Origin of the sequence: Mesorhizobium sp. LNJC391B00 (assembly GCF_000502535.1) — a bacterium.
Taxonomy (GTDB): domain Bacteria; phylum Pseudomonadota; class Alphaproteobacteria; order Rhizobiales; family Rhizobiaceae; genus Mesorhizobium.
On record NZ_AYWI01000013.1, the window covers coordinates 20,729 to 42,732 of the forward strand.

A 22,004-nucleotide genomic window follows, 5' to 3' on the forward strand; every position below is an offset into this window, starting at 1 on the left:
CTGGGTCGAAACTGTATCTTGAGGTAGCATACCACAAAGATTCTTAACGTCAAGATACTTAGCGGTGAGACAGATGGATCGCGCGGCAAAGGCGGTGGAGCAATGGAAGCGGGAACGGCCGGACCTGGAGGTGTCGCCAATGCTGGTGCTTGGGCGGCTGAACGAAGCCTCGTCGCTAATCGCCCGCGAGCGCCTCGCCCCGCTGTTTGCCCGTTTCGGACTGCAGGCCGGCGAATTCGATGTGCTGGCGACGCTGCGCCGCTCCGGCCAGCCCTACGCGCTGACACCGACCGCTCTATACGAGGCGACGATGGTGACCTCTGGGGCCATGACCAACCGGCTCGACCGGCTTGAGAAGGCCGGACTGATCCTGCGCGGCCCGCACCCCAACGACCGGCGTGGCATTGTCGTGCAACTGACCGAAAAAGGTCTGGCCTTGATCGACGAAGCCCTGACCGCCCACGTCGCCAACGAGCATGAAATCCTCGCCGGGCTCACCGGCACGGAGCGGGGGGCACTGGCTCAGTTGCTTGGCAAATTGATCGATAGCGCCAGCTGATCGCTCAATTGCGCTCCTCGGGAAAACTCGGGATCGGCATGAAACCGATGCCATCCTCGGCCAAGCTCTTGGCTTCGTCCAACGTCGCCTCGCCATAGATGCCGCGCGCATCGCTCTCGCCGAAATGGATCTTGCGCGCTTCTTCGGCAAACTTGTCGCCGACATAGTCGGCATTCTCGCGCACCTTCTCGGCCATCGCCTTCAGTTGCGCCAAAGCCTGCTTCTGGGTTTCGCCCATGGCCAGCGCAATTGTTTCCTGCTTCCGCGCGGTGGAGACGGCTGGCGCCATCAGCGCCTTTTGCACCTTGTGCGAGCCGCAGCTCGGGCAATCGACGAAGCCGCGCTTCTTCTGCGTGTCGAAATCGTCATTGCTGCGAAACCAGCCCTCGAATTCGTGCTCGTGCTCGCAGATCAGGGCAAAGCGGATCACGAAGCCGCGCCCCTGAGCCGCGGCGCTTCCACTGCGCCGGCATTGACGGCAAAATCACGCGCGTTCTTGAGATTGGGGATTTTCTTACGCGCGGCCGACGACTGCGCCGTGTCGATCTCGGCGATGATCACCTCCGGATCGTCATGGTCGGCCTCGGCGAGAATTCGACCCCATGGGTCGACGATCAGCGAATGGCCATAGGTTTCGCGGCCATCCTCATGCAGGCCACCTTGTGCTGCAGCAACCACATAGGCGCCGTTCTCGATGGCACGGGCTCGCAGCAGCACATGCCAGTGCGCCTCGCCGGTCTGGCGGGTGAAGGCGGCAGGCACCGACAAGAGGTCGGCGCCGGCCATCGCCTCGGCGCGGAACAGCTGTGGAAAGCGTAGATCGTAGCAGACGGCAAAGCCGAGCCTAGCGCCGTCGATCTCGGTGACGACGGCCTCGGTGCCCGGCTCATAGGCGGCGGATTCGCGCCAGCTCTCGCCATTGTCGAGGTCGACATCGAACATGTGGATCTTGTCGTAGGTGGCAAGGGTGGCGCCGTCCGGCCCAAACAGCAGCGCCCGGTTGGCGAGCTTGCCGTCGGTGCGCAGGATGGCGGTCGAGCCGATGTGCAGGAAGACGCCGAGTTCGCTGGCGAGCTTGCGCGCGGCCGCCACGACGATGTCCTTGTCTTCCAAGGTGAAGGAAGCAGCCCTGGCTTCCTTGTCGCGGATCAGCGCACCGGTCATTTCCGGGGTCTGGATGTAGGTTGCACCGAGGCCTGCCGCTTCGCGCACCAGCCGTTCGAGATCGACCGCGTTGCGCTCGGGGCTCTCGCCCGAACGCATCTGGATCGCCGCCGCCTTGAAAATACCCATCATCACGTCCTCTTTGAGCAATTCCAGGAAAATCGTGTAACGGTTTTCCGTCCGGAATTGCGTAAAAACAAAGACATAGAGCGGCGCTACGAACCGCTCTTTGTCGTCGAGCCGTTGGCAAGCAGCCTATCCAGCTGCCCCCGTGCCTCCAACTCGTGGAGGTCGTCGGAGCCGCCGACATGCGTGTCGCCGATGAAAATCTGCGGAAAGGTCGAGCGGCCATGCGCCCGCGAAATCATTTCCTGGCGCAATTCCGGCGAAAACGAAGCGTCATGCTCGGTGTAAGCGACGCCCTTGCGGTCGAGCAGCCGCTTGGCCGCCGCGCAATAGCCGCACATCATACGGGTGTAAATCGTCACATCGAGCATCGGTCCGTGCCTTTCCTCGACCTTATATAGTCGCGGACTCGTCGGCCCGAAAGTCCCCCGGCAGGACACGCGCGAAGGTCAGCACATCAACCGCTCCGGCGCCGCCCTTCTTCAGCGCCCTGGCGACCGAGCGCACGGTGGCGCCGGTGGTGTAGACATCGTCGACCAGAAGCACGCGGCGCCCAGTGATCTCGATTTCGGCTTCCGCAGGCACACGGAAGGCGGCGCGGACATTGGCCTCGCGCTCCTGCCGCTCCAGCCCGACCTGCTGGCGCGTGAGCTTGACGCGCCGGACCGCCGAGGGCGAGAAAGGCAGCCCGCTAAGCTGCGCAACCGCCCTTGCCAACTCCGCCGACTGGTTGAACTGCCGCCGAAAGAAGCGCCGCCAGTGCAGCGGCACCGGTACGACGACATCGGCGTCTGCAATTACCTCAGCGCCGGCGCGCAGCATCCAGCGCGCCATCCACGGCGCCAGATCGGTGCGATCCTGGTATTTCAGCCCTTGCACCATCTGGCGGGCGACACCGGAATAGGCCACGGCCGCCCGCGCCCGCTCGAACGGCGGCGGATCGGCGATTGCCTCGGCCGACAGGAACCCCTCGCCCATATCGTGGGTGAATGGCGTGCCCATCACCGCGCACCATGGCCGCTCCAGCAGCCTCAGCTTCGGCCAGCAGGCACCGCACAAAACGCCGGGTTGCGAGACGTGCCTGCGACAGCCGGCACAGACCGGCGGGAACAGCATCCGCGCCGGCCAGTCCAACATGGCCAGTTTCAACATGGTTTGAGCGAGGCTCTTGATCTCCATCACCGGATCGGCCACGTGGTTTTGTCGTCCGCGCCAGGATATCACTAGACGGACAAACAGGGATGTCTACCGTTGCAGCCGATCATCGATACTGAACTTTGGCTGGTGCGCAAGCGCAGGGCGCTGGCCCACCCCGTAGCCGGCGCGGATTTTCTGATGCGGCGGGCGGCGGAAGACCTTGCCGACCGGCTCGGCGCGGTCGAGCGGAAATTCGGCAAGGCCGCGGTGCTGTTTTGCCAGACGCCGGACGCAACGGACGTGGTCGCTGCAAGCGGCAAGGCAGCGGAGATCGTGCGCGTCGAGGCAGATCCAGCGTTTCTGGACGGCCGGCCAGGGCTGATAGCACCGCTGGAAACAGTGCCGTTCCAGCCGGAAAGCCTCGACCTCGTCGTTTCACTTCTGTCGTTGCAGGCGATGAACGACATTCCCGGCATGCTGGTGCAGATCCGCCGCGCTCTGCGGCCCGACGGGCTTTTCCTCGGCGCCTTTGCCGGCGCCGGCACGCTTTCCGAATTGCGCGAAAGCCTGCTCGCCGCCGAGACCGAACTCNACCGAACTCTATGGCGGCGCCAGCCCGCGTGTCATCCCCTTCACCGATGTTCGCGATGCCGGCGCATTGCTGCAGCGCGCCGGACTGGCGCTGCCGGTGGCCGACGTCGAAACTGTGACGGCGCGTTACGACACTCTTTTCGACCTCACGGCCGATCTCAGGGCGATGGGCGAAACCAGCGCGCTGACCGATCGCAGCCGGCGACCGGGAGCGCGAAAGCTTTTTACCCGTGCCGCCGAAATCTATGCCGAACGCTTTTCGGACGCTGATGGCCGCATCAGGGCAAGCTTTTCCATCGTCTGGATGTCGGGCTGGGCGCCCGATGCCTCGCAGCAAAAGCCCTTGAAACCGGGTTCGGCGAAGGTCTCGCTGAAGACGATACTGGAAAACCCCGGCGGGCGGTGACGGCGCTCCGGATCAGTGCTCGGCGAAGGCGTTTGCGAGCCTGCTGTTGTTGTCGCTGAACAGAAACTGGATCGCATTGCTGGCCTTGCCGACACCCCCGACGATGGCAAGCGACAGCACCGCAACGATCAGGCCATATTCAATGGCCGTGGCGCCTGTTTCGTCCTGCAAAAATCGGCGCAGCAATGGCTTCATGATCGTCGATCCCTCTCATCCCCGACCATATCGCCAACCTGTTAAGAAAGGTTAACGGCACAAGCTTAACAGGCTGTGAAATGGGCCTGCGTTGAGGAAGTTCTCAAGCTGGTGTCGACCTTGTTGGTCAGCAGTCGCCGCTGCGTTGGCCGTCGGCGCGGATGATGCAGACTGAGCTCGGTGAGGGCTGCAGCACGCTTCTGCGCAGCGTATAGGTGGCCCGCGAGCCGATCGAACCCGTACTCATCGGGTCGAGACCGCCTGCAAGAGCATCGCGGCTGGATGATCGCGTCTGGTTGTCCAGCACGGGGACCGCGATCAGCGCCAGCGCCACTGCGGCCGAGCCGAACAACAGCGTGACGCGCAATAAGCCGACGCCGGCGGCGCGAAAGCTGCGATCTGGCCGGATCGAGTCCCATTCCCTGTCGAGGCTCATGCAATCGCTCCCCGCGAACCCGCTTTGCCGCAATTTTTCACGACGAGATAAATCTTCCATTAACGCTGGCTAGATCAGACCGCGAAATGGCTTTGTATCACAACAGGTCGATGAGGAACTGGATCAGCGGCGCGTCGGCCGGCGGCATGGGATAGTCGCGCATCTGTTTTGGCCGCACCCATTTCAACGCCTGCCCTTCCCTGGGCTGCGCGATGCCGCGAAAGCGGCGGCAGACGAAGAGCGGCATCAGGAGATGGAAATCATCATAGGAATGGCTGGCGAAGGTGAGCGGCGCCAGGCAGGGGATGTCGGTCTCGATGCCGATTTCTTCCTGCAGTTCGCGGATCAGGCATTGTTCCGGCGTCTCGCCTGGCTCTACCTTACCGCCGGGAAATTCCCACAGGCCGGCAAGCTGTTTGCCCTCGGGTCGCTGCGCCAGAAGCACCCGCCCATCGGTATCGACCAGCGCGCACGCGGCGACCAGCAGCAGGCGTTTGCCGGTGATCTCGCTCATGCGCCCGCCGGCCGGCGATAGTGGTAGCGATAGACTTCGTCGAAGCCCAGCGAGCGATAGAGCGCCAGCGCCGGCGCATTGCCGGCCTCGACCTGCAGCCAGGCTTCGCGAGCGCCACGCAGCCTCGCCCACTTCAGCGCCGACAGGATCAGGTTGCGGCCATGGCCCTGATTGCGCGCCGACTTGGCGGTGGCGATCTCAAACAGGCCGGCAAGATCGCCGTCATGGACGCAGATCAGCACCGCCAGAGGGTCGGCCCCTTCCTCCAGCGCAAACAGCCCGACTTCGGGTTGGATGGCGCCGATGATTTCCGAAAGACCGGGCCGCAGCGATGCATCCGAGCCGCTGACCTTGAGCGACGCGCCGAGAAAGCGGCTGATATCCTTCAGCGGAATCTGGTCCATGGCCGGCGCCAGTTGCGCGTCCGCCAGCGGCAGCCGCATCACCAGGGATTCGTCGAATGTGCTCCAGCCCTCATTGTCGAGATGCTTGGCTAGGTCCGGCCCCGACAGCGGCGAGATGCGGAAGGTCAGCGGCCTGCCATAGGCGTCGAAGCGCCGGCTGGCGCGGCCGATGCGCTCGGCAATGTGCTGGGTGTCGCCGGGATCGAGCGGGTTGACCGAGTTCAGCCGCTTGGCCGGATGGCCGGCTGTCAGCCGCACCACCCAGGTGCCGTCATAATGCACGGCCGCCGCCGGCCAGGCACGAAACCCCGCAGCCTCGTAGCGGCGCACGATGGCGAGCATGCTTGCCGGATGCCTGGAAGCCAACTCCATCAGCTCCGGTAATCGCCATTGATGGCGACATATTCCTTGGTGAGGTCGCAGGTCCACACCGTCGCCTTGCCGCGGCCGATACCGATATCGGCGCGGATGCGAATGTCGTCGCGCTTCATATAGGCCGAGGTCGCTTCCTCGGAGTAGCCCGGGTCGCGTTCGCCCTCATGCGCCAGACGGTTGTCGCCGAACCAGATCGACAGAAGGTCGCGATCGGCCGGCTCGCCGGCCTTGCCGACGGCCATGACGACGCGGCCCCAATTGGCGTCCTCGCCGGCAACCGCCGTCTTGACCAGCGGCGAATTGGCGATGGACAGCGCGATGCGTTTGGCCGAGCGCGCCGATTTGGCGCCGGTAACGGTGACTTCGACCTGCTTGCGGGCGCCCTCGCCGTCGCGCACCACTTGCAGCGCCAGCGATTTGAGCACCTTGCCCAGCGCGCGGCGGAAGGCGCCGAGACGCGCATCCTTGGGATCGCTGATGGCGGGCGCGCCGCGCTTGGCAGCGGCTCCGGTGGCGAACAACAGCAGCGTGTCGCTGGTCGAGGTGTCGCTGTCGACGGTGACGGCGTTGAAGGTCTTGGCCGTGCCGCGCGACAACAAGTCCTGCAGCACGGGGGCGGCGATCGGCGCATCGGTGGCGATGAAGGACAGCATAGTCGCCATATCGGGCGCGATCATGCCGGCGCCCTTGGAGATGCCATTGATGATGACGTCGGTGTCGCCGAGCTTGACCGTCGCTGTCGCCACTTTCGGATAGGTGTCGGTGGTCATGATGGCCTTTGCCGCCTCGGCCCACAGATCCGGCTTGCCGTCCTTGACCAGTCCGGCGAGCAAATGGCTGAATTTGGTGGTGTCGAGCGGCTCGCCGATCACCCCGGTGGAGGCGAGGAACACTTCGCCTGGCGTGCAACCTGCGGCCTTGGCCGCGGCCTCGCCGGTCAGTTGGGTGGAGGCGCGGCCCTTCTTGCCGGTGAAGGCGTTGGCGTTGCCGGAATTGACGACCAGCACCCGCGCCTTGCCGGCGCCAAGGTTTTCGCGGCAGAAGTCGACCGGCGCCGAGGGGCATTTCGATTTCGTGAACACGCCGGCAACCGCTGTGCCGGCATCGAAGACCATGGCCAAGAGGTCGGTACGGTTCTTGTACTTGATCCCGGCCTCGGCGGTGGCGATGCGCACGCCCTCAATGTCAGGCATTTTGGGATATTTCTTCGGCGCGAGCGGCGAAATCGTTGCGGACATTGGAGACCTCGGGCGAGGGAAAAACGCTGGGCGAAGGCCGGTTTGCCCGATAGCACGGCCCGGCGCAAGGGCGTTTTCTTGGCCGCCGCTGTCGGCAAGCCACCAGGGATTAAGCTTGCATTTCAAATCCGTTGGCGTCACCGGGGCCTCTGGCGTTATGATATCGGCCATGGGCAGGCTGGTGATCTTGGCGGTGGCGTTTATGGGGCTTTTGCTCCTGAGCGCCGATGCGCAGCCGGAACGGCGCGTGGCGCTGGTCATCGGCAATGGCACCTATGCCGAAGCCGGCACGCTCACCAATCCGGTCAACGATGCCCTCGATATTGCCGGCAAGCTGCGCTCGATCGGCTTCGAGGTCATCGAAGGCAACGACCTCGGCAAGCGCGAACTCGAGCGCAAGATCGGCGAATTTTCCGATGCGCTGGAAGGTGCGGGCGTCGGGCTGTTCTATTATGCCGGCCACGGCCTGCAGGTCGAAGGGCGCAACTACATCGTGCCGGTCGACGCCCGGCTCGACATGCCGGTCAAGCTGCAGCTCGAAGCCGTGCCGATCGACGAAGTCCTCGACATCATGGAGCAGCAGACCAAGGTCAGCCTGGTTTTCCTCGACGCCTGCCGCAACAATCCCTTTGCCCGCAGCCTGAGCCGCACCGCCACCACGCGCTCGGCAACGGCGCTTGCCGGTCTGGCGCAGTTCGATTCGACGCGCGGCTCCTTCATCGCCTTCTCGACGGCGCCGGGCGCTGTCGCCATGGACGGCACCGGGCGCAATTCGCCGTTCGCCGCCGCCCTGCTGCGACACATGGCCGAGCCCGGCCAGAGCATCAACGACATGATGATCGCGGTGCGCCGCGACGTGGTCTCCGAAACCCGCGAGGGACAGCGCCCATGGGAACAGGGTTCGCTGCTCGAACGGTTTGAGTTTGTGCCCGGCGGCGAAACGGTTGCACAGCCGAAGCCCGCCGTCCCCCCGGCGCCCGAAACAAAGGTTGCGGCACTCGAACGGTCTGTAGGGGACGACAAGACCGCAATCGAGAAATTCCTGCGCGACGACTATCTTGCGCCCGATGCCGCGGCGATCGGCGAGACCGTCAAGCGGCTCTATGCGCCTTCCGTCACCATCTTCGGCACGCGCTATGACAGCGACGCCGTCGTCAAGCTCAAGACGGACTGGTTCGCGCAATTTGCATCCTGGTCGTTCAGTCTCGAGCCCGGCAGCCTCAATGTGACGCGGCAGGGCGAGAACCGCGCCGAAGCCGTGTTCGCGATGAGCTACGACTATATGTCGAAAGACAAATCGGCGGCGCGCATGACCGGCAAGGCACGAGTCACGCTTGGGCTGGTGAAGAGCGACGGCCAGTGGCGGATCGCCTCGGAAACCTCGCAAGCGATGAACTGAAAATCCCCGCGCAGGGCGAACGTGAGGCCTGCTTCTACAAGCGCTGGAAACGGGCCGTTTCGTTTGCCTGCCAGCTCACCTATATTGCCGGCGAGATTGTTGGCGAGGACAGACATGGGCGAGGATCCGGCGCGCAGATCGATCGGGGCGCGGCGCAACCCAGACAGCGCCGAGGCCATTCTCGAGGCCGCGGAGGCGGTGCTGGTCGAGGCCGGCTATGCCGGCTTCTCCATAGAGGCCGTGGCGCGGCGGGCGCGCGCCGGCAAACCCACGATCTATCGCTGGTGGCCGAGCAAGGCGGCCCTGCTGTTAGAGGTCTACAAGCGGCAAAAGCGTGTCGACGTCCCCGATACCGGCAGTCTCGAAGACGACCTCGTCGGTTTCCTGAGGAACCTCTTCGCGCATTGGCGCGACACACCCTCGGGCAGCGTATTCCGCTCGCTGATCGCCGAGGCCCAGTCGGACGAAGCGGCGGCCGCGGCCCTGACTGGCTATGCCGATGGGCGCGTGTCCCACACCGCTCGGATCATCGAGCGCGCCAAGGCGCGCGGCGAGGTTGCGGCCGATATCGACGCAGCGCTGGTCGCCGACCTCATCGCTTCCTATGCCTGGAAACACCTTTTGACCAACCGGCTGGACGAAGATGAGGCGACAATCCGTGCCACTGTCCGCTATGTGATGTCAGGCATCTCCCGCAATTGAAAAGGGCGCCGAACGGCGCCCTTTGCATGTTTTTTCGGTGCCGGCCTTACTTGCCGGCTTCCATCGTGTCGACGGCCTTCTTCAGATTGGCGTCGGGGATTTCGACCTTGGCGGCGCCGCGCAGCTGCTTGACCAGTGCGAAATACTTGTCGCGGATCACCGCCTGCTTGGCCTGGTCCTTGACGTCGTCGAAGGCCGGCGGCTGTTTGGTGCGCTTGTCCTCGAGCTTGATGACGTGCCAGCCGAATTGCGTCTGCACCGGCTCCTTGGTGTATTTGCCGATTTCGAGCGCAACTGCCGCCTTGTCGAATTCCGGCACCATCTGCCCCGGGCCGAACCAGCCGAGATCGCCGCCATTGGTCTTGCCCGAGGGATCGCTGGTATGCTCGTTGGCGAGCTTCTGGAAGTCGGCACCGCCATCGAGCTGCTTGATAATCGCCTCGGCCTCTTCCTTCGTCTTCACGAGGATGTGACGGGCATGAATCTCATTGACCGGCGGCGTGCTGGCGATTTCCTGGTCGTAGCGGGCGCGCACCTCGGCATCGGTAACCTTGTCGACGACGCCCTTCTCGACCATCTCGCCATGCAGCGCGCGCTGCTGCAGGAACGCCATGCGGCGCTGGAATTCGGGATCCTTGTCGAGCCCGGTAGCGACCGCCTGGGCGGCCATGACGCGGATTTCGATGGCTGCCGAAAGGGCGGCGGCGCGGCGCTGCTCGGGTGGCAACTGCGAGAACTGCTGCGACAGCTCGCCCTCGGCAAGCCTAAGGTCCGCCTCGGTCAGCTTCTGGCCATTGACGGTAGCGATGACGGCGTTCGGATCGACGGGGGCTGCCGCCGGCGCTGCTGCGGCAGCGGCCGGGGCGGGAGCGGCTTCCTGGGCCATCAGCGGAGACAGCGACAGGGCCGACAGGCCGAAAGCCAAGCCAAGGCTGGCGAGCGACGCACGGCGAAACAGTAAGGACATCAAGATTAACTCCAAGGGGGATTGGTAGGGCTTGCAGATCAGCCGGATTGTGGCGGAATTTGGCGCTGCCCATAGGGCTAACGCGGCGTTGACATCAGTTGAGCCCCCTCTTATCTGTCCAACGACTTTGCGTCCAGAACCGTTTTCCGGGCGCTTTTTGTGTTTGTCCGCGTTTCACGCGGAATTGATGGGGCCGGCCGGCGCTCATCTCAAAATTGAGAATTCTATCGAAAGGACCATCGGATGGTCAGTCTCGGCGGTCTCGCCCGTAAGGTTTTCGGTTCCTCCAACGATCGTCGCGTAAAATCGACCCGGCCGCGTGTCGAGGCGATCAACGCCATGGAAAACGAGATGCGGGCGCTGTCCGACGCCGAGCTTCAGGCCCGCACGGAAAAATTCCGCCTGGATATCGCCAACGGCGCTACGCTCGATGACCTGCTGGTGCCGGCCTTCGCCACCGTCCGCGAGGCATCCCGCCGCGTGCTCGGCATGCGCCCGTTCGACGTGCAGCTGATCGGCGGCATGGTGCTGCACAATGGCGGCATCGCCGAAATGCGTACCGGCGAGGGCAAGACCCTGGTCGCCACCCTGCCCGTTTATCTCAACGCGCTTGCCGGCAAGGGCGTCCATGTCGTCACCGTCAACGACTACCTTGCCACCCGCGACTCCGAATGGATGGGCCGCGTCTACAAATTCCTCGGCCTCTCGGTTGGCGTCATCGTCCATGGCCTGTCCGACGAGGAACGCCGCGTCGCCTACGCGTCCGATGTTACCTATGCCACCAACAACGAGCTCGGCTTCGACTATCTGCGCGACAACATGAAGTATGAGCGCGCGCAGATGGTGCAGCGCGGCCACAATTACGCGATCGTCGACGAAGTCGATTCCATCCTGGTCGACGAGGCGCGCACGCCGCTGATCATTTCCGGTCCGCTCGAGGACCGTTCGGAAATGTACAACACCATCGACGCCTTCATGCTGCAGCTCGGCCCGGCCGACTACGAGATCGACGAGAAGCAGAAGACCTCGATCTTCACCGAGGAAGGCACCGAGAAGCTGGAAAACCTGCTGCGCGCGGCCGGCCTGCTCAAGGGCGAGTCGCTCTATGACGTCGAGAACGTCGCCATCGTCCACCACGTCAACAACGCGCTGAAGGCGCACCGGCTGTTCCAGAAGGACAAGGACTACATCGTCCGCAACGACGAGATCGTCATCATCGACGAATTCACCGGCCGCATGATGCCGGGACGCCGCTATTCGGAAGGCCTGCACCAGGCGCTCGAAGCCAAGGAGCATGTGGCGATCCAGCCGGAAAACCAGACGCTGGCCTCCGTCACCTTCCAGAACTATTTCCGCCTCTACAAGAAGCTGTCCGGCATGACCGGCACGGCGCTGACCGAGGCCGAGGAGTTCGGCAACATTTACGGCCTCGAAGTCACCGAGATCCCGACCAATCTGCCGGTCATCCGCAAGGACGAGGACGACGAGGTCTACCGGACGGTCGAGGAGAAGTACAAGGCGATCGTCAAGGAGATCAAGGAAGCGCGCGCCAAGGGCCAGCCGACGCTGGTCGGCACCACCTCGATCGAGAAATCCGAGCAGCTGGCCGAGCGCCTGCGCAAGGAAGGGTTCAAGGATTTCGAGGTGTTGAACGCCCGCCACCACGAGCGCGAGGCCGCCATCGTCGCCCAGGCCGGCAAGCCCGGCGCCATCACCATCGCCACCAACATGGCGGGACGCGGCACCGACATCAAGCTCGGCGGCAACGCCGAGATGCGCATCGAGGACGAACTGGGCGACATGCCTGCTGGTCCCGAGCGAGAGGCGCGCGAAAAGGAAATCATTGCCGATGTCGAGCGCCTGAAGGAAAAGGCGCTGGCCGCCGGCGGCCTCTACGTGCTCGCCACCGAGCGCCATGAATCGCGCCGCATCGACAACCAGCTCCGCGGCCGCTCCGGCCGCCAGGGCGACCCCGGCCGTTCGAAATTCTTCCTGTCGCTGCAGGACGATCTGATGCGCATCTTCGGCTCCGAGCGCATGGACGGCATGCTGCAGAAGCTTGGCCTCAAGGAAGACGAGGCCATCATCCATCCGTGGATCAACAAGGCGCTGGAAAAGGCGCAGAAGAAGGTCGAAGCGCGCAACTTCGACATCCGCAAGAACCTGTTGAAATACGACGACGTCTCGAACGACCAGCGCAAGGTGGTGTTCGAGCAGCGCATCGAATTGATGGACGGCGAAGGCCTGTCCGAGACGATCGCCGAGATGCGCGAAGGCGTCATCGAGGAGATCGTCACCAAGAACATCCCCGAAAACGCCTATGCCGAGCAGTGGAACGTCGCCGGCCTCAAGGCCGAGGTCGCCGAATTCCTCAATCTCGACCTGCCGGTCGAGGACTGGGTCAAGGAAGAAGGCATTGCCGAGGACGACATCCGCGAGCGCCTGACCAAGGCCGCCGACGACGCCGCCAAGGAGCGCGCCGAGCGCTTCGGCCCAGACGTGATGAGCTATGTCGAACGCTCGGTGGTGTTGCAGACGCTCGATCATCTGTGGCGCGAGCACATCGTCAACCTCGACCATCTGCGTTCGGTCGTCGGCTTCCGCGGCTACGCCCAGCGCGACCCGCTGCAGGAATACAAGAGCGAGGCGTTCGAGCTGTTTCAGGCGCTGCTCGGCAATCTGCGCCAGGCCGTCACCGCGCAATTGATGCGCGTCGAACTGGTCCGCCAGGCCGCCGAAGCGCCGCCGCCCGAAGCGCCTGAAATGTTCGGCAGCCACATTGACGGCACCACGGGCGAGGACGATTTCGAGGGTGGCGAGACCGCACTTCTGGTCCGCCAGGAGAGCAACGCCATCGTCGCTCCCGAAGACCGCGATCCGAACAACCAGGCGACCTGGGGCAAGATCGGCCGCAACGAAGCCTGCCCCTGCGGCTCCGGCAAGAAATACAAGCACTGCCACGGCGCGTTTGCCTGATTTCGAAGGCTAGGTCGGCGGGACAGCACCCCCCTCTGGCCTGCCGGCCATCTCCCCCTCAAGGGGGGAGATCAGCAGCTTCGGCGCCGTAACTTCTTTCAATTTCGACAATTGGCGAAAGCCACAGTGACAGCCAATCTCCCCCCTTCAGGGGGAGATGTCCGGCAGGACAGAGGGGGGTGCGAAGGATCGCGACCTCTCGGTCCAACCCTCGTCAAAACCTCACAACAACCCCGAATCGCGCGCGGTCGCTGTCGCCTCGCCGCGCGACACCGCATCCAGCTTGCCCAGCACCGCCGAGACATGGTGATCGACCGTCTTTGGCGAAATCGTCAATTGCTCGGCGATCCGCTTGTTGGAGAGGCCGCGTTCGATCAGCTGCAGCACCTGCATCTGGCGCAAGGTGAGGCCGGCGAGGTTGGCGCGCGTCGAGCGGCGCGGGCCGCGGGCGATGCCGCCAACGCCGTTCTTGCGCATGATATCGCGCAGGCGCTGGGCTGCCGGCCTTGCCCCCAGGCCGTCGAAAATATCCAATGCCAGCCGCTGCCCCTCGTCGTCGCCGAGGATGAGCGCCAGTCCGCGCTCGTATGGCGCATTCAATTCGGACCAGAGTGCCGAAGCCGAACGCCAGTCGCCGGTCAGGAGCAGCCGGTATGGTGTCGCCATCTCGGCGGTGTCGCCGGCCGGCATATCGGGAGAGAGCAATGTTCGCCACAGAGCCAGCTCCCCGACATGGGCACGCGAGCGCACCGGCGTTTCGGCGCGGGTGATCAGCGCCAGCGCCTCTTGCCTGTCGGCCAGGCCCAGCCATGCCTGCTCCGCCATCAGCGCCGCGTAAGAGCTCAGCATCTGCAGGTCGCCGCCGCTTCCGACCAGACGCGCCATTTCGGCGAACAGCGGCTCGGCCGAGGGATCGCCGCGCCTCAGGCGCAGTTTCGCCAGTGCCAGCAGCGCCGGAAACCGGCCCACGGTGGTTGTCCGCTCATTGTCGATGACATCGCTTGCCGTCGCGGCGGCCTCATCCCATTGGCCCTGGCGCAGCTGCACATCGGCCAGCATGCCCCTGAGATAGTCGCGCCAGGTGCCGAGGTCGTTCTCGGTGCAATAGTGGATGCCGCTCTCGAGCACCGGACGTGCCGCGTCGTAGCTCATCTGGGTGATCTCGAAACAGGCGCGGTTGGTGAAGGCGCGCGCGGCATGCTCCTGGAAATTGCCCTGGAGCGCAATTTCAAGGCTTTGGTCGAGGCGCAGGCGTCCCGCATCCGGATTGAGCCACTGCTCGACGCAGCCGACATTGTTGAGGGCATGCGAGGCGATGTCGGGACGGTTCATGCGCGCAGCCAGCGCCGCTGCCTTCTCGCCATAGAACAGCGTGTCTTCCACCCTCTCCGACAGCATCGCCAGATGTGAGAGGTTCGAATAGGCCATGGCGAGTTCGGGACCGGCGGGAGCCGCTTCCAGCATCGCCACAGCCTCGGCGCCGAAGGCGGCCGCCGCCTCGCGGTCATCGCCCATTTCGCTCAGCCGGGAGAGCCATCTCAGGCTGTCGCCCTCCTTCAGCCTGTTGCCGTCTGCCTGATGCAACCGGCGCGCCTGTCCCTGCGCTGCAAGCGCATCATCGATCTTGCCGATGAGATGGCACTCGAAGGCATGACTTTCGTAGAGCGCGGCGCGCTCGATCACCGGCAGGCTGTCGGCCTGCTGCAAGGCGATCTCGTAATAGCCGGCGGCATCGCGATGGGCGCCGACGCGCGACGCCTCGCGCGCGGCGATTGGCGCAAGTTCGCGCACCGCCGCCAGATTGTGCGCCTCGACCGCATGATGCACCAGGCGGCCTGTGGAGACGTCGCCATTTTCGAGCAGTGCCGCCAGCGCACGCTGGTTGAACTGCCGCCTGTGCGACGTCGTCAGCATCATTTCGATGGCGCGTCGCGCGATGTCGTGGCGGAAGGCGTAGCCGTCGCCCAGATCGTCAAGCAGGCCGTTGGCGACACACTCGGCCAACTGGCCGGCGCTGGCGACGCCGCACAGGCCTTGCAAGGCCCAGGCGTCGGCGCGGCGCGGAAACACCGACACCGCGTCGAGCATGGCCCGGGCGCCAACCGACAGCCGCTCGGCCCGCGCCAGCACCGCGTCGCGCACGCTTGCCGGCAGCGCCATTTCGTTTTCGGCGCACAACAATTCGGTGACGAAGAAGGCATTGCCTGCGGTCGCCCGGTAGATGGCGTCGCCATCGCGGCCGGCCGCATCGGCGAGCGACAGCACGGCCGCCTCGCTGAGCAGCGGCACGTCGATGCGCGCCACGCTGCCGGCCGGGATTTCGCCCAGGGCGCGGCGCACCCGCATCTGTCCTTCGCTGCGGTCGGTGCGGGCCGTCAGCAACAGCAGGATGTGGGTGTTGACGATACGCCGGCCGAGGAAGCGCACGAAATCGAGCGTGGCATCATCGGCCCAGTGCAGGTCTTCGATCACCAGCAGGCTCGGTCCCTTGGCCGCAAAGGCGTCGAGCGCATCGGAAAACAGCGGCAGTCTCTGCCCATGCCGGGCGTCGATTGCGCGCGGCAGCGCCCATTGCGCCTCACGGGCCAGATCGTAAAGCGGCCCCAGCGGATCGGGGATCGACAGATCCTCGCAAGCGCTGCGCAACATTGCCGCGCTCTGCCCGACACGGGCCGCGAACGCCTCGACAATCGCCGTCTTGCCGGCGCCGGCCTCCCCCGCCAGCACCGCGACGCGGCCGTGCCCGCCGATTGCATCGCCAAGCAGGCCTTCCAGCTGCTGCAGCTGCGTCTGCCGTTCCAGAAGCATCATTGTCATCGTCTCATAGGATCGAAGTTTTCCCACCATGGCGGGCCGCTCAAAATAGCCCGTGAAGAAAGTGCGGCAATGTGACTTTGCACACATTGCCGTGCCTCTTTCCACAAAGAACGACGCCAACATAGGGAATCGTCCCGCCCAATATGGGGAATCGTTCCGATGCGCGGGCAGGGCCGGCGTGGTCAACGTCCAGCCGCGCTCCGATCGAGCGTGAACCAATGGAAAAGGAAGTAGTCCATGCCTCGCTACCTGATTGAACGCACATTTCCGGACGGCCTCAACATTCCGATGACCGACATCGGCGCCACCGCGGTGGGCGGCGTCGTCATGCGCAATGCCGAAAAGGGTGTCACTTGGATCCAATCCTTCGTCACGCCCGACAAGAAGCACAGCTTCTGCATCTACGACGCGCCGTCGCCCGAAGCGATCCGCAGCACGGCGCAGAAAAATTCGCTGCCGGTCGACAAGATTACAGAGGTGCGGGTTCTTGACCCTTACTTTTACGTCTGATCCTGCGTTCGGTCGCTACAATGATGAGCATCAAACTGCCCTTCGCGGCCGTGGCGAACTGCCTGATGGCCTGCCGGTCGGTGGAACCGGGCCTGTCCTGGGAAAGACCGGCCACTCCGTGCTCGGCCGTCTATGGCGGTTCGCGTCGAAGCTGCCTGCGTATCTGTCTGAAAGGCGGCGCCTGCCGCCGGAAGGCGACTATCTGAGGCGCGACATCGGGCTCTCGGAGCGAGAGATCCCGCAGGAATATTGGCAATATTACTTTTGGGATCGTTGATTTTGCACGGTTTTTAAGGGCTGCGGCCAAAGCCCGGCAACGGAAGCCGCATCGCATGAACCGGGACGGACAAACCAAATCCTAAACCAACGCCGCAGCGTTTCGGGCAGCCTGATCGGCCGCCGTCGCCTCGAGCGTCAACAGACGGACGGAAGACCATGACCATAACTCTTTGGACGACACGCTTCGCGGCTTTCGCCGCCATCTCGATCGCGGCGGGTGCGGCGCAGGCACACGACGCCAACCCGCTGGCCGAAAAGGTGCGCGCCGCCAACAGCCGCTTCGAAAATGTGGCAACCGCCACTGCCGAAGGCTATGCCCCCATCCCTTGCGCCAGCGGCATCACCGGCGGCGCCATGGGCATCCACTATGTCAACGGCGCCTATCTCAAGGACGATGCCGTCGATGTCGCCAAGCCCGAAGCGGTGATGTACGAGCCGACGGCCGACGGCAGCCTGAAGCTGATAGCGGTCGAATACATCACCTCGAAGGGCCCGGCCTCGCTCGAAGGCCAGCTGTTCAACTTCAACAGCGCCCCCAATCGCTACGGCCTCGGCCCGTTCTACGAACTGCACGTCTGGGCATGGAAACAGAACCCGACGGGCGCCTTCGCCGACATGAACCCGAACGTGTCGTGCGACGCCATGAAGGGGATGTAACGCCTCACATGTGACACCTCGGGCACCGGACATCCGGTGCCTGGCCATCCCCCTTGGCGGGGGAGGGGCGAGCGAAACGCCGACCGGCTCCCCAGTCTTCCCCGGCGTTCGCTCGCCCTATTGTTTTGTCTCGGATGTCGCCAAGCCCGAGATGTCCGAGCCGACCGCCAGCGGAACGCGTTTCCATCTTCCTTGTGGCGTTGTGACCGCAACTATGCTATGGTCATGGCCATGGTGCTGATTTGCGCTGACAACCCGCCGCCGAGGCGGGTTTTTCATTTTCCTGGGTGGTTCACTGCTGTTTGCTTAACGACGCCGCCCCGGCCCAAGGCCGGCGCATCCGTTTCTACGCCGCCTTCAACCGCACCATTTCGGCCTCGAACTCGAACTTCAGCGGCGCGGCTTCTTCCTCCGGCAGCCAAAGCACCATGTGGGCACGATCTTGCGGTAGAGCCGGACACTGTCCTGATCCCAAGGCAGTGTTTCCGCGCTTCGCGCCTCGGCGATAAGCCTGTGCAATCGCGCGTACCCGGTCCGGATCGCCAGGATAGTAAACGGTCAGCGCGTCTTCATCGAACAGCTCGGACTGTTCTTCGGCGCCAAAAAGGTCGAGTTGATTTCTTGCCATGTCCACGGGTGTAACGGGTCGATTCTGGGCCGAACTCTGCCTCATCCCGTTTTCATGAAGCGACCACCCGTAACCGGCGTATCCCCTGTTCCTGACGCAGCCTGTCAGTTGACAGCTTCCGCGCCGGCTGCCAGCCGGGCTTTGTTATTGCCCATCTCCCCACCTGGGGGGAGATGGTCGGTAGGCCAGAGGAGGGCACTGTCCGGCCCAGCGTATCAATATTTCCTAAGCTGCCTTGAGCCGTTCCCATTCCTGGTCAAACTGGAAGCAGTACTGCGCTGCCTCCTCGTCAGACAGCAGCCCGGCCATCTGTGGAAAGATTGTCCGGTAGAGGCTCTGCTTGGACCAATCCCAAGGCATCGACTTTGCCGCCCTCGCTTCGGCAAGAATGCGCTCTAGTCGCCGCCGCACTTTATCCGGATCGGGCTGCCACACGGGCTGCGTGAGTTCGGTCCCGAACAGGTCGCCCTGCGAGTCGATATTACCGAATAGGTCAGGTTCGCTTTGCTTTGTCATGGCGCCTCGAATCACCCCGATCATGACAAAGCTTGGTGGGCGATGCGAGTGGCGTCGCCAGCTTATCCCCGGTTGGGAAAAGCCTGTGCATAAGCAGTATCAATGCGCGCTATCTGCTCATTCGTGAAGGCCAACGCGTCGGCGATACGCCCGACTTGGTTGATTTCGTCGAGTGATAGCATTCGCTCTTTGCGCGATTTCAGATATTTGTCGATCACTTGATAGCCGCCAATATGGAAATTCCACACCGCCTCCGGCACAGGCGCAAAACTCTGTGTTTTATTAATTGAAATGCGCTCATCTTCCGCCGACCAACGCACATGCTCAACCTCGTTAGCCCCTTTGCCGTGATAGTTTGCTAGGCTCCGCCGAGGCAGATCATGAAGCAGATGTGCCTGCACCAAGGCCCACCCAAGCAGAGACAGCACCTCGAAATCTTTTGCCTTCTCGGCAAAAGGAATGCGTGGGAAATCAATGCGAAGAAACGCCGCATAATGCGACCGGTAAGCTGGCGCGTGCAGAACCGCATAGATGTAGCCGAGAATTTCTTCCGGCGAATAGTGGTGGTCGTACCCCCTGTCGAGGAAAGCGCGGAAATCGGGGGAGAGGTTCTCTGACTTGGTTCCAGTTACATCATACAGCCATAGCGGAAACGCGTAGTTCGCCTCGCTTGAGGCATCCGAGACGGTGCAATCATTCGCGGGCGTTTCGACGACGAGCGAGTGTCGCCAGCTGCCGGTTCCAATTTGACGAGAAACCAGCAATTGAAGATTTTGCTGCCAAGCCACATGGTCGAGCAGTTCCCTTCGGGGATAGTCCATGAACTCTGGACCAAAATAACATGGTCGGTCATCAAAGGGTCGAAAGGCGCAATCGATGATGGGACGTTCCGGATTTTCCGCTTTCTGTAATGATTCGCGTGCGTTTTTGAGCTGCCAGTCCCGGTTGTCTTTGAGGAAATACAGATCCCTGAGAACCTGATCTGATTTGCTTCTGTCGCACATATCTCGGACGCGAGACAGCATCTCTTGGCGATCAAACGCCACGGCGAAATGGTCCCTATGAGTTTGAAATCCTAGCACATTCCAGAGAAGATTTGCCTTTTATCGGATGCAGCGCTCAGGCTATCCGCGATCTGCCACCATTGCCCGTATTCTTCCCATCCAGTCCAGTCGACCGCTGAGAGCATGAAGTAGGAAGAGAACGGTTTAGGTCGCGACCATTCGATCGTGGAGATCTCTGCCTCGGCACACTCCTGATATTTGGACAGCCGGCTTCCCCAGATGTCCGTATGCCATACCCCTTGCTCAGCATCCTTCTTTTTAACTAACAGCGCGATCGCCACGCCTTCTGAATATCAAAGACGTTTTCATTCTCTTTGCCCTCTGGCACCAGCTCCTTGGGCTTAGTACTGCCGTGGAGATCGACCAAATATATCTGGTCGAAGCTGCGCAACAGACTTTGGCGCATACCGCGAAATGTCGGATTGTCCAACCATGAGTTATTGGTGATAATTCCGACGACCCCTTCTTCGACCTCGTCCATTTTCAACTGAGCAAACCGAATGAATTTGACATAGTCGTCATTCAGCCATTTCGGATTCTTTTCCCCCAGCGGCTTTTTCACATCACTAAAGACCGGATTTCCGTCCGCGTCCGTCTCCGTTTGCACACGACCGAAGGTGTATTTATAGCCGTCAATAGCAGTTGTGATCCACTTTCCCTTATTCTTTGAATGGCCTGCATAAGGCGGGTTGCCAAGGATCACGAGGATCGGCTTCTCCTTAACGGTCTGCGCTTCCCTCACCTCGTTCGACAGCTCCGGTAAGAAGGCGCTTTTTTGCGGCTCAACAGGCTCCAACGTGTTGGTTAAGAACACCTGTAGCCGTTCATTTTCTGTCAGCGGATGGCCTTTGTCCTTGAGATACTGCGAAAGCTTCAAATGGGCGATCGTATAGGGCGCGATTAGGTACTCAAATCCGTAGAGATTCTTGAGCATGTGCTCGCGCACCACAGCATCCGCCTTGCCTGTCTCCGGCCCGCCTATGTTGTCGAAGATGCGTTGCATCACTTCGAGCAGGAAAGTGCCCGTTCCTGCCGCAAAATCTAACACCGTCACCTTCTTGTGGTCGGCAAGTCCGTCGGCGATTTGAAACTGATTTTTTAGGATGTCGTCTACAGCCCGCACAATGAAGTTAACCACCGGTGGTGGCGTATAGTAAACGCCACGTGCCTTGCGTGTCTCCTTGTCATAGGCTCTCAGAAAGTCTTCATAGATGAACGGATCGCGCTCGAAGAGCCGGTGCTCTTCTTCGTCCCCGGCACGGATCTTGCGACTGATCGCCTTGCGCTGGCGGAACGACAGGTCTTCGCGAATGTTAGCTATGGCGAGGCCGTTGACGATCGATAGAATCTCGTCGACCACCCATTTCGCCTCATCATATTCGGTCTCCTGCATCTCCTCCAAGAATCGGACTAATTCGCGGATCAGTCGAAAAGATCCGGGAATGAAGCGGCGCACGTTGTCGAGCCGGATGATTTCGTCGTCGCTCGCGTTCAACTTTGCGAGAAGGAGACCGTAAGCAAGCATCTGCGCGAACGCGTCGGCGAACTCGGTAACTGTTAGCTCATGGAAGACCTGCTCGCGAAAAACGTCGTAGAGTCCATGTAGTCTCCCTTCTTTGTGCACTTTTGTCTGTCGAACCAGTTCCTCTGTCAGGTAGTCGCGAAGCAGCTTCGATCGGGTCGCTAGAGCGACCGCCAGTTGCTGTGCCCTTTGCAAACCCTGCGGGGGAGAGGAGAAGAATGCCGCGAGCAGCTTTGACACCGCTTCGGCCTTGTCCGGGTTAACTTGGATCGTGCGGCTTTCGATGTCGTTAGGAAAGGCCAGCGACTGGCGGTCTAGTATCTTGCCGGCACCGTCAATGCGGATGAAATGGAAATAGTCGGTGACGACGATATTGTCCGATAGCTTGCGATACTTGACGATTTGGTCGGACTTCAAAATCTTGTCCAGGTTTGCGCCAATCTCTTTCACCTCGACATATCCAAGGATCATGCCTTGCCGCTTCACTTTGAAATCTGGTGCGCCCTTGTCGGCGTCTCGTTTCGGCTCGTGTTGCACTTCAATGCCGGGCGCCATCGCGTCCACAGCGAATGTATTAAGAAAGTTTCAAGCGCGGCTCGCCCGGTATGTTCCGTTCCGCCATCGCGGTAGTTGGCCGCCAGCGCCTTTAAATACCTATCGAAACGAATGTCCATGCGCTCCCCCTATTCTAGCAATGAACCCGTAACTGATGTTCTAAGCAAGCGTCGACAAGAAATCGTTGGCCTTTCGTCCGCTCCGGCGGACCGCCTCTCCGCCCACCCTTTCTTAATGTGTCTCCGCTACATCGAAACCTTGAAAAGA

At 62.4% G+C, this 22,004-nt stretch carries 23 protein-coding genes and 1 pseudogene; 8 read left to right on the top strand and 16 right to left on the bottom strand.

Features of this window, described 5'->3' with window-relative positions:
• Positions 1 to 73 precede the first annotated feature (73 nt).
• On the top strand, positions 74 to 559 hold the full coding sequence (locus X750_RS140095) for a MarR family transcriptional regulator (protein WP_023672979.1): 486 nt from the start codon (positions 74 to 76) through the stop codon (positions 557 to 559).
• A gap of 4 nt (positions 560 to 563) precedes the next feature.
• On the opposite strand, the gene X750_RS140090 is transcribed toward X750_RS140095, so the two are convergent.
• From X750_RS140090 to X750_RS140075, 4 genes are all read right to left on the bottom strand, one after another.
• Positions 564 to 989, bottom strand: coding sequence for a DUF1178 family protein (locus X750_RS140090; RefSeq protein WP_023748461.1), 426 nt, complete (start codon positions 987 to 989; stop codon positions 564 to 566).
• Positions 986 to 1,852, bottom strand: a complete 867-nt coding sequence (locus X750_RS140085) for a carbon-nitrogen hydrolase family protein (protein WP_023748462.1) — start codon at positions 1,850 to 1,852, stop codon at positions 986 to 988. Before X750_RS140085 ends, X750_RS140090 begins: the two co-directional genes overlap by 4 nt.
• Positions 1,853 to 1,938: 86 nt before the next feature.
• Positions 1,939 to 2,220 carry a glutaredoxin 3 gene (grxC, locus tag X750_RS140080; RefSeq protein WP_023672982.1) on the bottom strand — a complete coding sequence of 94 codons (282 nt, stop codon included), beginning with the start codon at positions 2,218 to 2,220 and terminating at the stop codon, positions 1,939 to 1,941.
• A gap of 22 nt (positions 2,221 to 2,242) precedes the next feature.
• Positions 2,243 to 3,001 (bottom strand): ComF family protein, encoded by a 759-nt coding sequence (locus X750_RS140075; RefSeq protein ID WP_245260691.1) that lies wholly within the window; start codon positions 2,999 to 3,001, stop codon positions 2,243 to 2,245.
• 111 nt (positions 3,002 to 3,112) lie between these two features.
• On the opposite strand from X750_RS140075, the pseudogene X750_RS01000000163330 reads away from it, so the two are divergent.
• A pseudogene (locus X750_RS01000000163330) lies at positions 3,113 to 3,983 on the top strand (methyltransferase domain-containing protein).
• A gap of 12 nt (positions 3,984 to 3,995) precedes the next feature.
• On the opposite strand, the gene X750_RS140070 reads toward X750_RS01000000163330, so the two are convergent.
• The 5 genes from X750_RS140070 to argJ all read right to left on the bottom strand — a co-directional run bounded on the left by X750_RS140070 (position 3,996) and on the right by argJ (position 7,145).
• Positions 3,996 to 4,178 (bottom strand): Flp family type IVb pilin, encoded by a 183-nt coding sequence (locus tag X750_RS140070; RefSeq protein WP_023672984.1) that lies wholly within the window; start codon positions 4,176 to 4,178, stop codon positions 3,996 to 3,998.
• Positions 4,179 to 4,305: 127 nt separating this feature from the next.
• A complete protein-coding gene (locus X750_RS140065; RefSeq protein ID WP_023694000.1) occupies positions 4,306 to 4,614 on the bottom strand; it encodes a hypothetical protein in 309 nt (102 codons plus the stop codon).
• A gap of 97 nt (positions 4,615 to 4,711) precedes the next feature.
• Entirely contained in the window at positions 4,712 to 5,128 is a 417-nt protein-coding gene (gene mutT / locus X750_RS140060; protein ID WP_023685791.1) for an 8-oxo-dGTP diphosphatase MutT, read from the bottom strand.
• Positions 5,125 to 5,874, bottom strand: a complete 750-nt coding sequence (locus tag X750_RS140055; RefSeq protein WP_031243446.1) for a GNAT family N-acetyltransferase — start codon at positions 5,872 to 5,874, stop codon at positions 5,125 to 5,127. The genes mutT and X750_RS140055 overlap by 4 nt, the downstream gene beginning before the upstream one ends.
• A 29-nt stretch (positions 5,875 to 5,903) precedes the next feature.
• The gene (gene argJ / locus X750_RS140050; protein WP_023743060.1) at positions 5,904 to 7,145 is read right to left on the bottom strand and encodes a bifunctional glutamate N-acetyltransferase/amino-acid acetyltransferase ArgJ; all 1,242 of its coding nucleotides are present in this window, start codon (positions 7,143 to 7,145) and stop codon (positions 5,904 to 5,906) included.
• 169 nt (positions 7,146 to 7,314) lie between these two features.
• Here argJ and X750_RS140045 point away from each other — a divergent pair, with 169 nt between their 5' ends.
• Together X750_RS140045 and X750_RS140040 are read left to right on the top strand one after the other, a co-directional pair.
• A complete protein-coding gene (locus X750_RS140045; protein ID WP_023748464.1) occupies positions 7,315 to 8,544 on the top strand; it encodes a caspase domain-containing protein in 1,230 nt (409 codons plus the stop codon).
• Positions 8,545 to 8,658: 114 nt separating this feature from the next.
• Positions 8,659 to 9,246: a TetR/AcrR family transcriptional regulator gene (locus X750_RS140040; RefSeq protein WP_023743058.1), complete on the top strand. Its 588-nt coding sequence runs from the start codon at positions 8,659 to 8,661 to the stop codon at positions 9,244 to 9,246.
• A 46-nt stretch (positions 9,247 to 9,292) separates the two neighbouring features.
• Here X750_RS140040 and X750_RS140035 read toward each other — a convergent pair whose 3' ends face one another.
• Positions 9,293 to 10,213 carry a peptidylprolyl isomerase gene (locus X750_RS140035; protein WP_023743057.1) on the bottom strand — a complete coding sequence of 307 codons (921 nt, stop codon included), beginning with the start codon at positions 10,211 to 10,213 and terminating at the stop codon, positions 9,293 to 9,295.
• A gap of 243 nt (positions 10,214 to 10,456) precedes the next feature.
• Here X750_RS140035 and secA point away from each other — a divergent pair, with 243 nt between their 5' ends.
• Positions 10,457 to 13,189: a preprotein translocase subunit SecA gene (gene secA, locus X750_RS140030; RefSeq protein ID WP_023748465.1), complete on the top strand. Its 2,733-nt coding sequence runs from the start codon at positions 10,457 to 10,459 to the stop codon at positions 13,187 to 13,189.
• A 222-nt stretch (positions 13,190 to 13,411) separates the two neighbouring features.
• On the opposite strand, the gene X750_RS140025 is transcribed toward secA, so the two are convergent.
• Positions 13,412 to 16,000, bottom strand: a complete 2,589-nt coding sequence (locus X750_RS140025) for a LuxR family transcriptional regulator (protein WP_031243447.1) — start codon at positions 15,998 to 16,000, stop codon at positions 13,412 to 13,414.
• A 243-nt stretch (positions 16,001 to 16,243) separates the two neighbouring features.
• Between X750_RS140025 and X750_RS140020 the strand changes: the two genes are divergently transcribed.
• From X750_RS140020 to X750_RS140010, 3 genes are all read left to right on the top strand, one after another.
• A complete protein-coding gene (locus X750_RS140020; protein WP_023748467.1) occupies positions 16,244 to 16,516 on the top strand; it encodes a DUF4242 domain-containing protein in 273 nt (90 codons plus the stop codon).
• Positions 16,494 to 16,793 carry a hypothetical protein gene (locus X750_RS1000000165080; protein ID WP_084567194.1) on the top strand — a complete coding sequence of 100 codons (300 nt, stop codon included), beginning with the start codon at positions 16,494 to 16,496 and terminating at the stop codon, positions 16,791 to 16,793. The genes X750_RS140020 and X750_RS1000000165080 overlap by 23 nt, the downstream gene beginning before the upstream one ends.
• A 158-nt stretch (positions 16,794 to 16,951) precedes the next feature.
• The gene (locus tag X750_RS140010) at positions 16,952 to 17,452 is read left to right on the top strand and encodes a hypothetical protein (RefSeq protein ID WP_023748469.1); all 501 of its coding nucleotides are present in this window, start codon (positions 16,952 to 16,954) and stop codon (positions 17,450 to 17,452) included.
• A 346-nt stretch (positions 17,453 to 17,798) separates the two neighbouring features.
• On the opposite strand, the gene X750_RS140005 is transcribed toward X750_RS140010, so the two are convergent.
• The 5 genes from X750_RS140005 to X750_RS139985 all read right to left on the bottom strand — a co-directional run bounded on the left by X750_RS140005 (position 17,799) and on the right by X750_RS139985 (position 21,737).
• Positions 17,799 to 18,125, bottom strand: coding sequence for a hypothetical protein (locus X750_RS140005; RefSeq protein WP_156932448.1), 327 nt, complete (start codon positions 18,123 to 18,125; stop codon positions 17,799 to 17,801).
• A gap of 180 nt (positions 18,126 to 18,305) precedes the next feature.
• Positions 18,306 to 18,596, bottom strand: coding sequence for a hypothetical protein (locus X750_RS140000; RefSeq protein ID WP_156932449.1), 291 nt, complete (start codon positions 18,594 to 18,596; stop codon positions 18,306 to 18,308).
• Positions 18,597 to 18,658: 62 nt separating this feature from the next.
• Positions 18,659 to 19,642, bottom strand: coding sequence for a type ISP restriction/modification enzyme (locus X750_RS139995; protein WP_156932450.1), 984 nt, complete (start codon positions 19,640 to 19,642; stop codon positions 18,659 to 18,661).
• A gap of 29 nt (positions 19,643 to 19,671) precedes the next feature.
• On the bottom strand, positions 19,672 to 19,941 hold the full coding sequence (locus tag X750_RS139990; protein WP_023748473.1) for a hypothetical protein: 270 nt from the start codon (positions 19,939 to 19,941) through the stop codon (positions 19,672 to 19,674).
• Complete coding sequence (locus tag X750_RS139985; protein WP_023748474.1) at positions 19,923 to 21,737, bottom strand: N-6 DNA methylase; 1,815 nt, start codon at positions 21,735 to 21,737, stop codon at positions 19,923 to 19,925. Before X750_RS139985 ends, X750_RS139990 begins: the two co-directional genes overlap by 19 nt.
• Positions 21,738 to 22,004: the final 267 nt, after the last annotated feature.

Coding starts and splice junctions, on each gene's coding strand:
- X750_RS140095 (WP_023672979.1), top strand. CDS start 74: ATGGATCGCGCGGCAAAGGCGGTGGAGCAATGGAAGCGGGAACGGCCG.
- X750_RS140070 (WP_023672984.1), bottom strand. CDS start 4,178: ATGAAGCCATTGCTGCGCCGATTTTTGCAGGACGAAACAGGCGCCACG.
- X750_RS140035 (WP_023743057.1), bottom strand. CDS start 10,213: ATGTCCTTACTGTTTCGCCGTGCGTCGCTCGCCAGCCTTGGCTTGGCT.
- X750_RS140055 (WP_031243446.1), bottom strand. CDS start 5,874: ATGCTCGCCATCGTGCGCCGCTACGAGGCTGCGGGGTTTCGTGCCTGG.
- X750_RS140005 (WP_156932448.1), bottom strand. CDS start 18,125: ATGAGGCAGAGTTCGGCCCAGAATCGACCCGTTACACCCGTGGACATG.
- argJ (WP_023743060.1), bottom strand. CDS start 7,145: ATGTCCGCAACGATTTCGCCGCTCGCGCCGAAGAAATATCCCAAAATG.
- grxC (WP_023672982.1), bottom strand. CDS start 2,220: ATGCTCGATGTGACGATTTACACCCGTATGATGTGCGGCTATTGCGCG.
- X750_RS140040 (WP_023743058.1), top strand. CDS start 8,659: ATGGGCGAGGATCCGGCGCGCAGATCGATCGGGGCGCGGCGCAACCCA.
- mutT (WP_023685791.1), bottom strand. CDS start 5,128: ATGAGCGAGATCACCGGCAAACGCCTGCTGCTGGTCGCCGCGTGCGCG.
- X750_RS140045 (WP_023748464.1), top strand. CDS start 7,315: ATGGGCAGGCTGGTGATCTTGGCGGTGGCGTTTATGGGGCTTTTGCTC.
- X750_RS140010 (WP_023748469.1), top strand. CDS start 16,952: ATGACCATAACTCTTTGGACGACACGCTTCGCGGCTTTCGCCGCCATC.
- X750_RS140085 (WP_023748462.1), bottom strand. CDS start 1,852: ATGGGTATTTTCAAGGCGGCGGCGATCCAGATGCGTTCGGGCGAGAGC.
- X750_RS140075 (WP_245260691.1), bottom strand. CDS start 3,001: ATGTTGAAACTGGCCATGTTGGACTGGCCGGCGCGGATGCTGTTCCCG.
- secA (WP_023748465.1), top strand. CDS start 10,457: ATGGTCAGTCTCGGCGGTCTCGCCCGTAAGGTTTTCGGTTCCTCCAAC.
- X750_RS140065 (WP_023694000.1), bottom strand. CDS start 4,614: ATGAGCCTCGACAGGGAATGGGACTCGATCCGGCCAGATCGCAGCTTT.
- X750_RS140025 (WP_031243447.1), bottom strand. CDS start 16,000: ATGATGCTTCTGGAACGGCAGACGCAGCTGCAGCAGCTGGAAGGCCTG.
- X750_RS140020 (WP_023748467.1), top strand. CDS start 16,244: ATGCCTCGCTACCTGATTGAACGCACATTTCCGGACGGCCTCAACATT.
- X750_RS139985 (WP_023748474.1), bottom strand. CDS start 21,737: ATGGCGCCCGGCATTGAAGTGCAACACGAGCCGAAACGAGACGCCGAC.
- X750_RS140000 (WP_156932449.1), bottom strand. CDS start 18,596: ATGACAAAGCAAAGCGAACCTGACCTATTCGGTAATATCGACTCGCAG.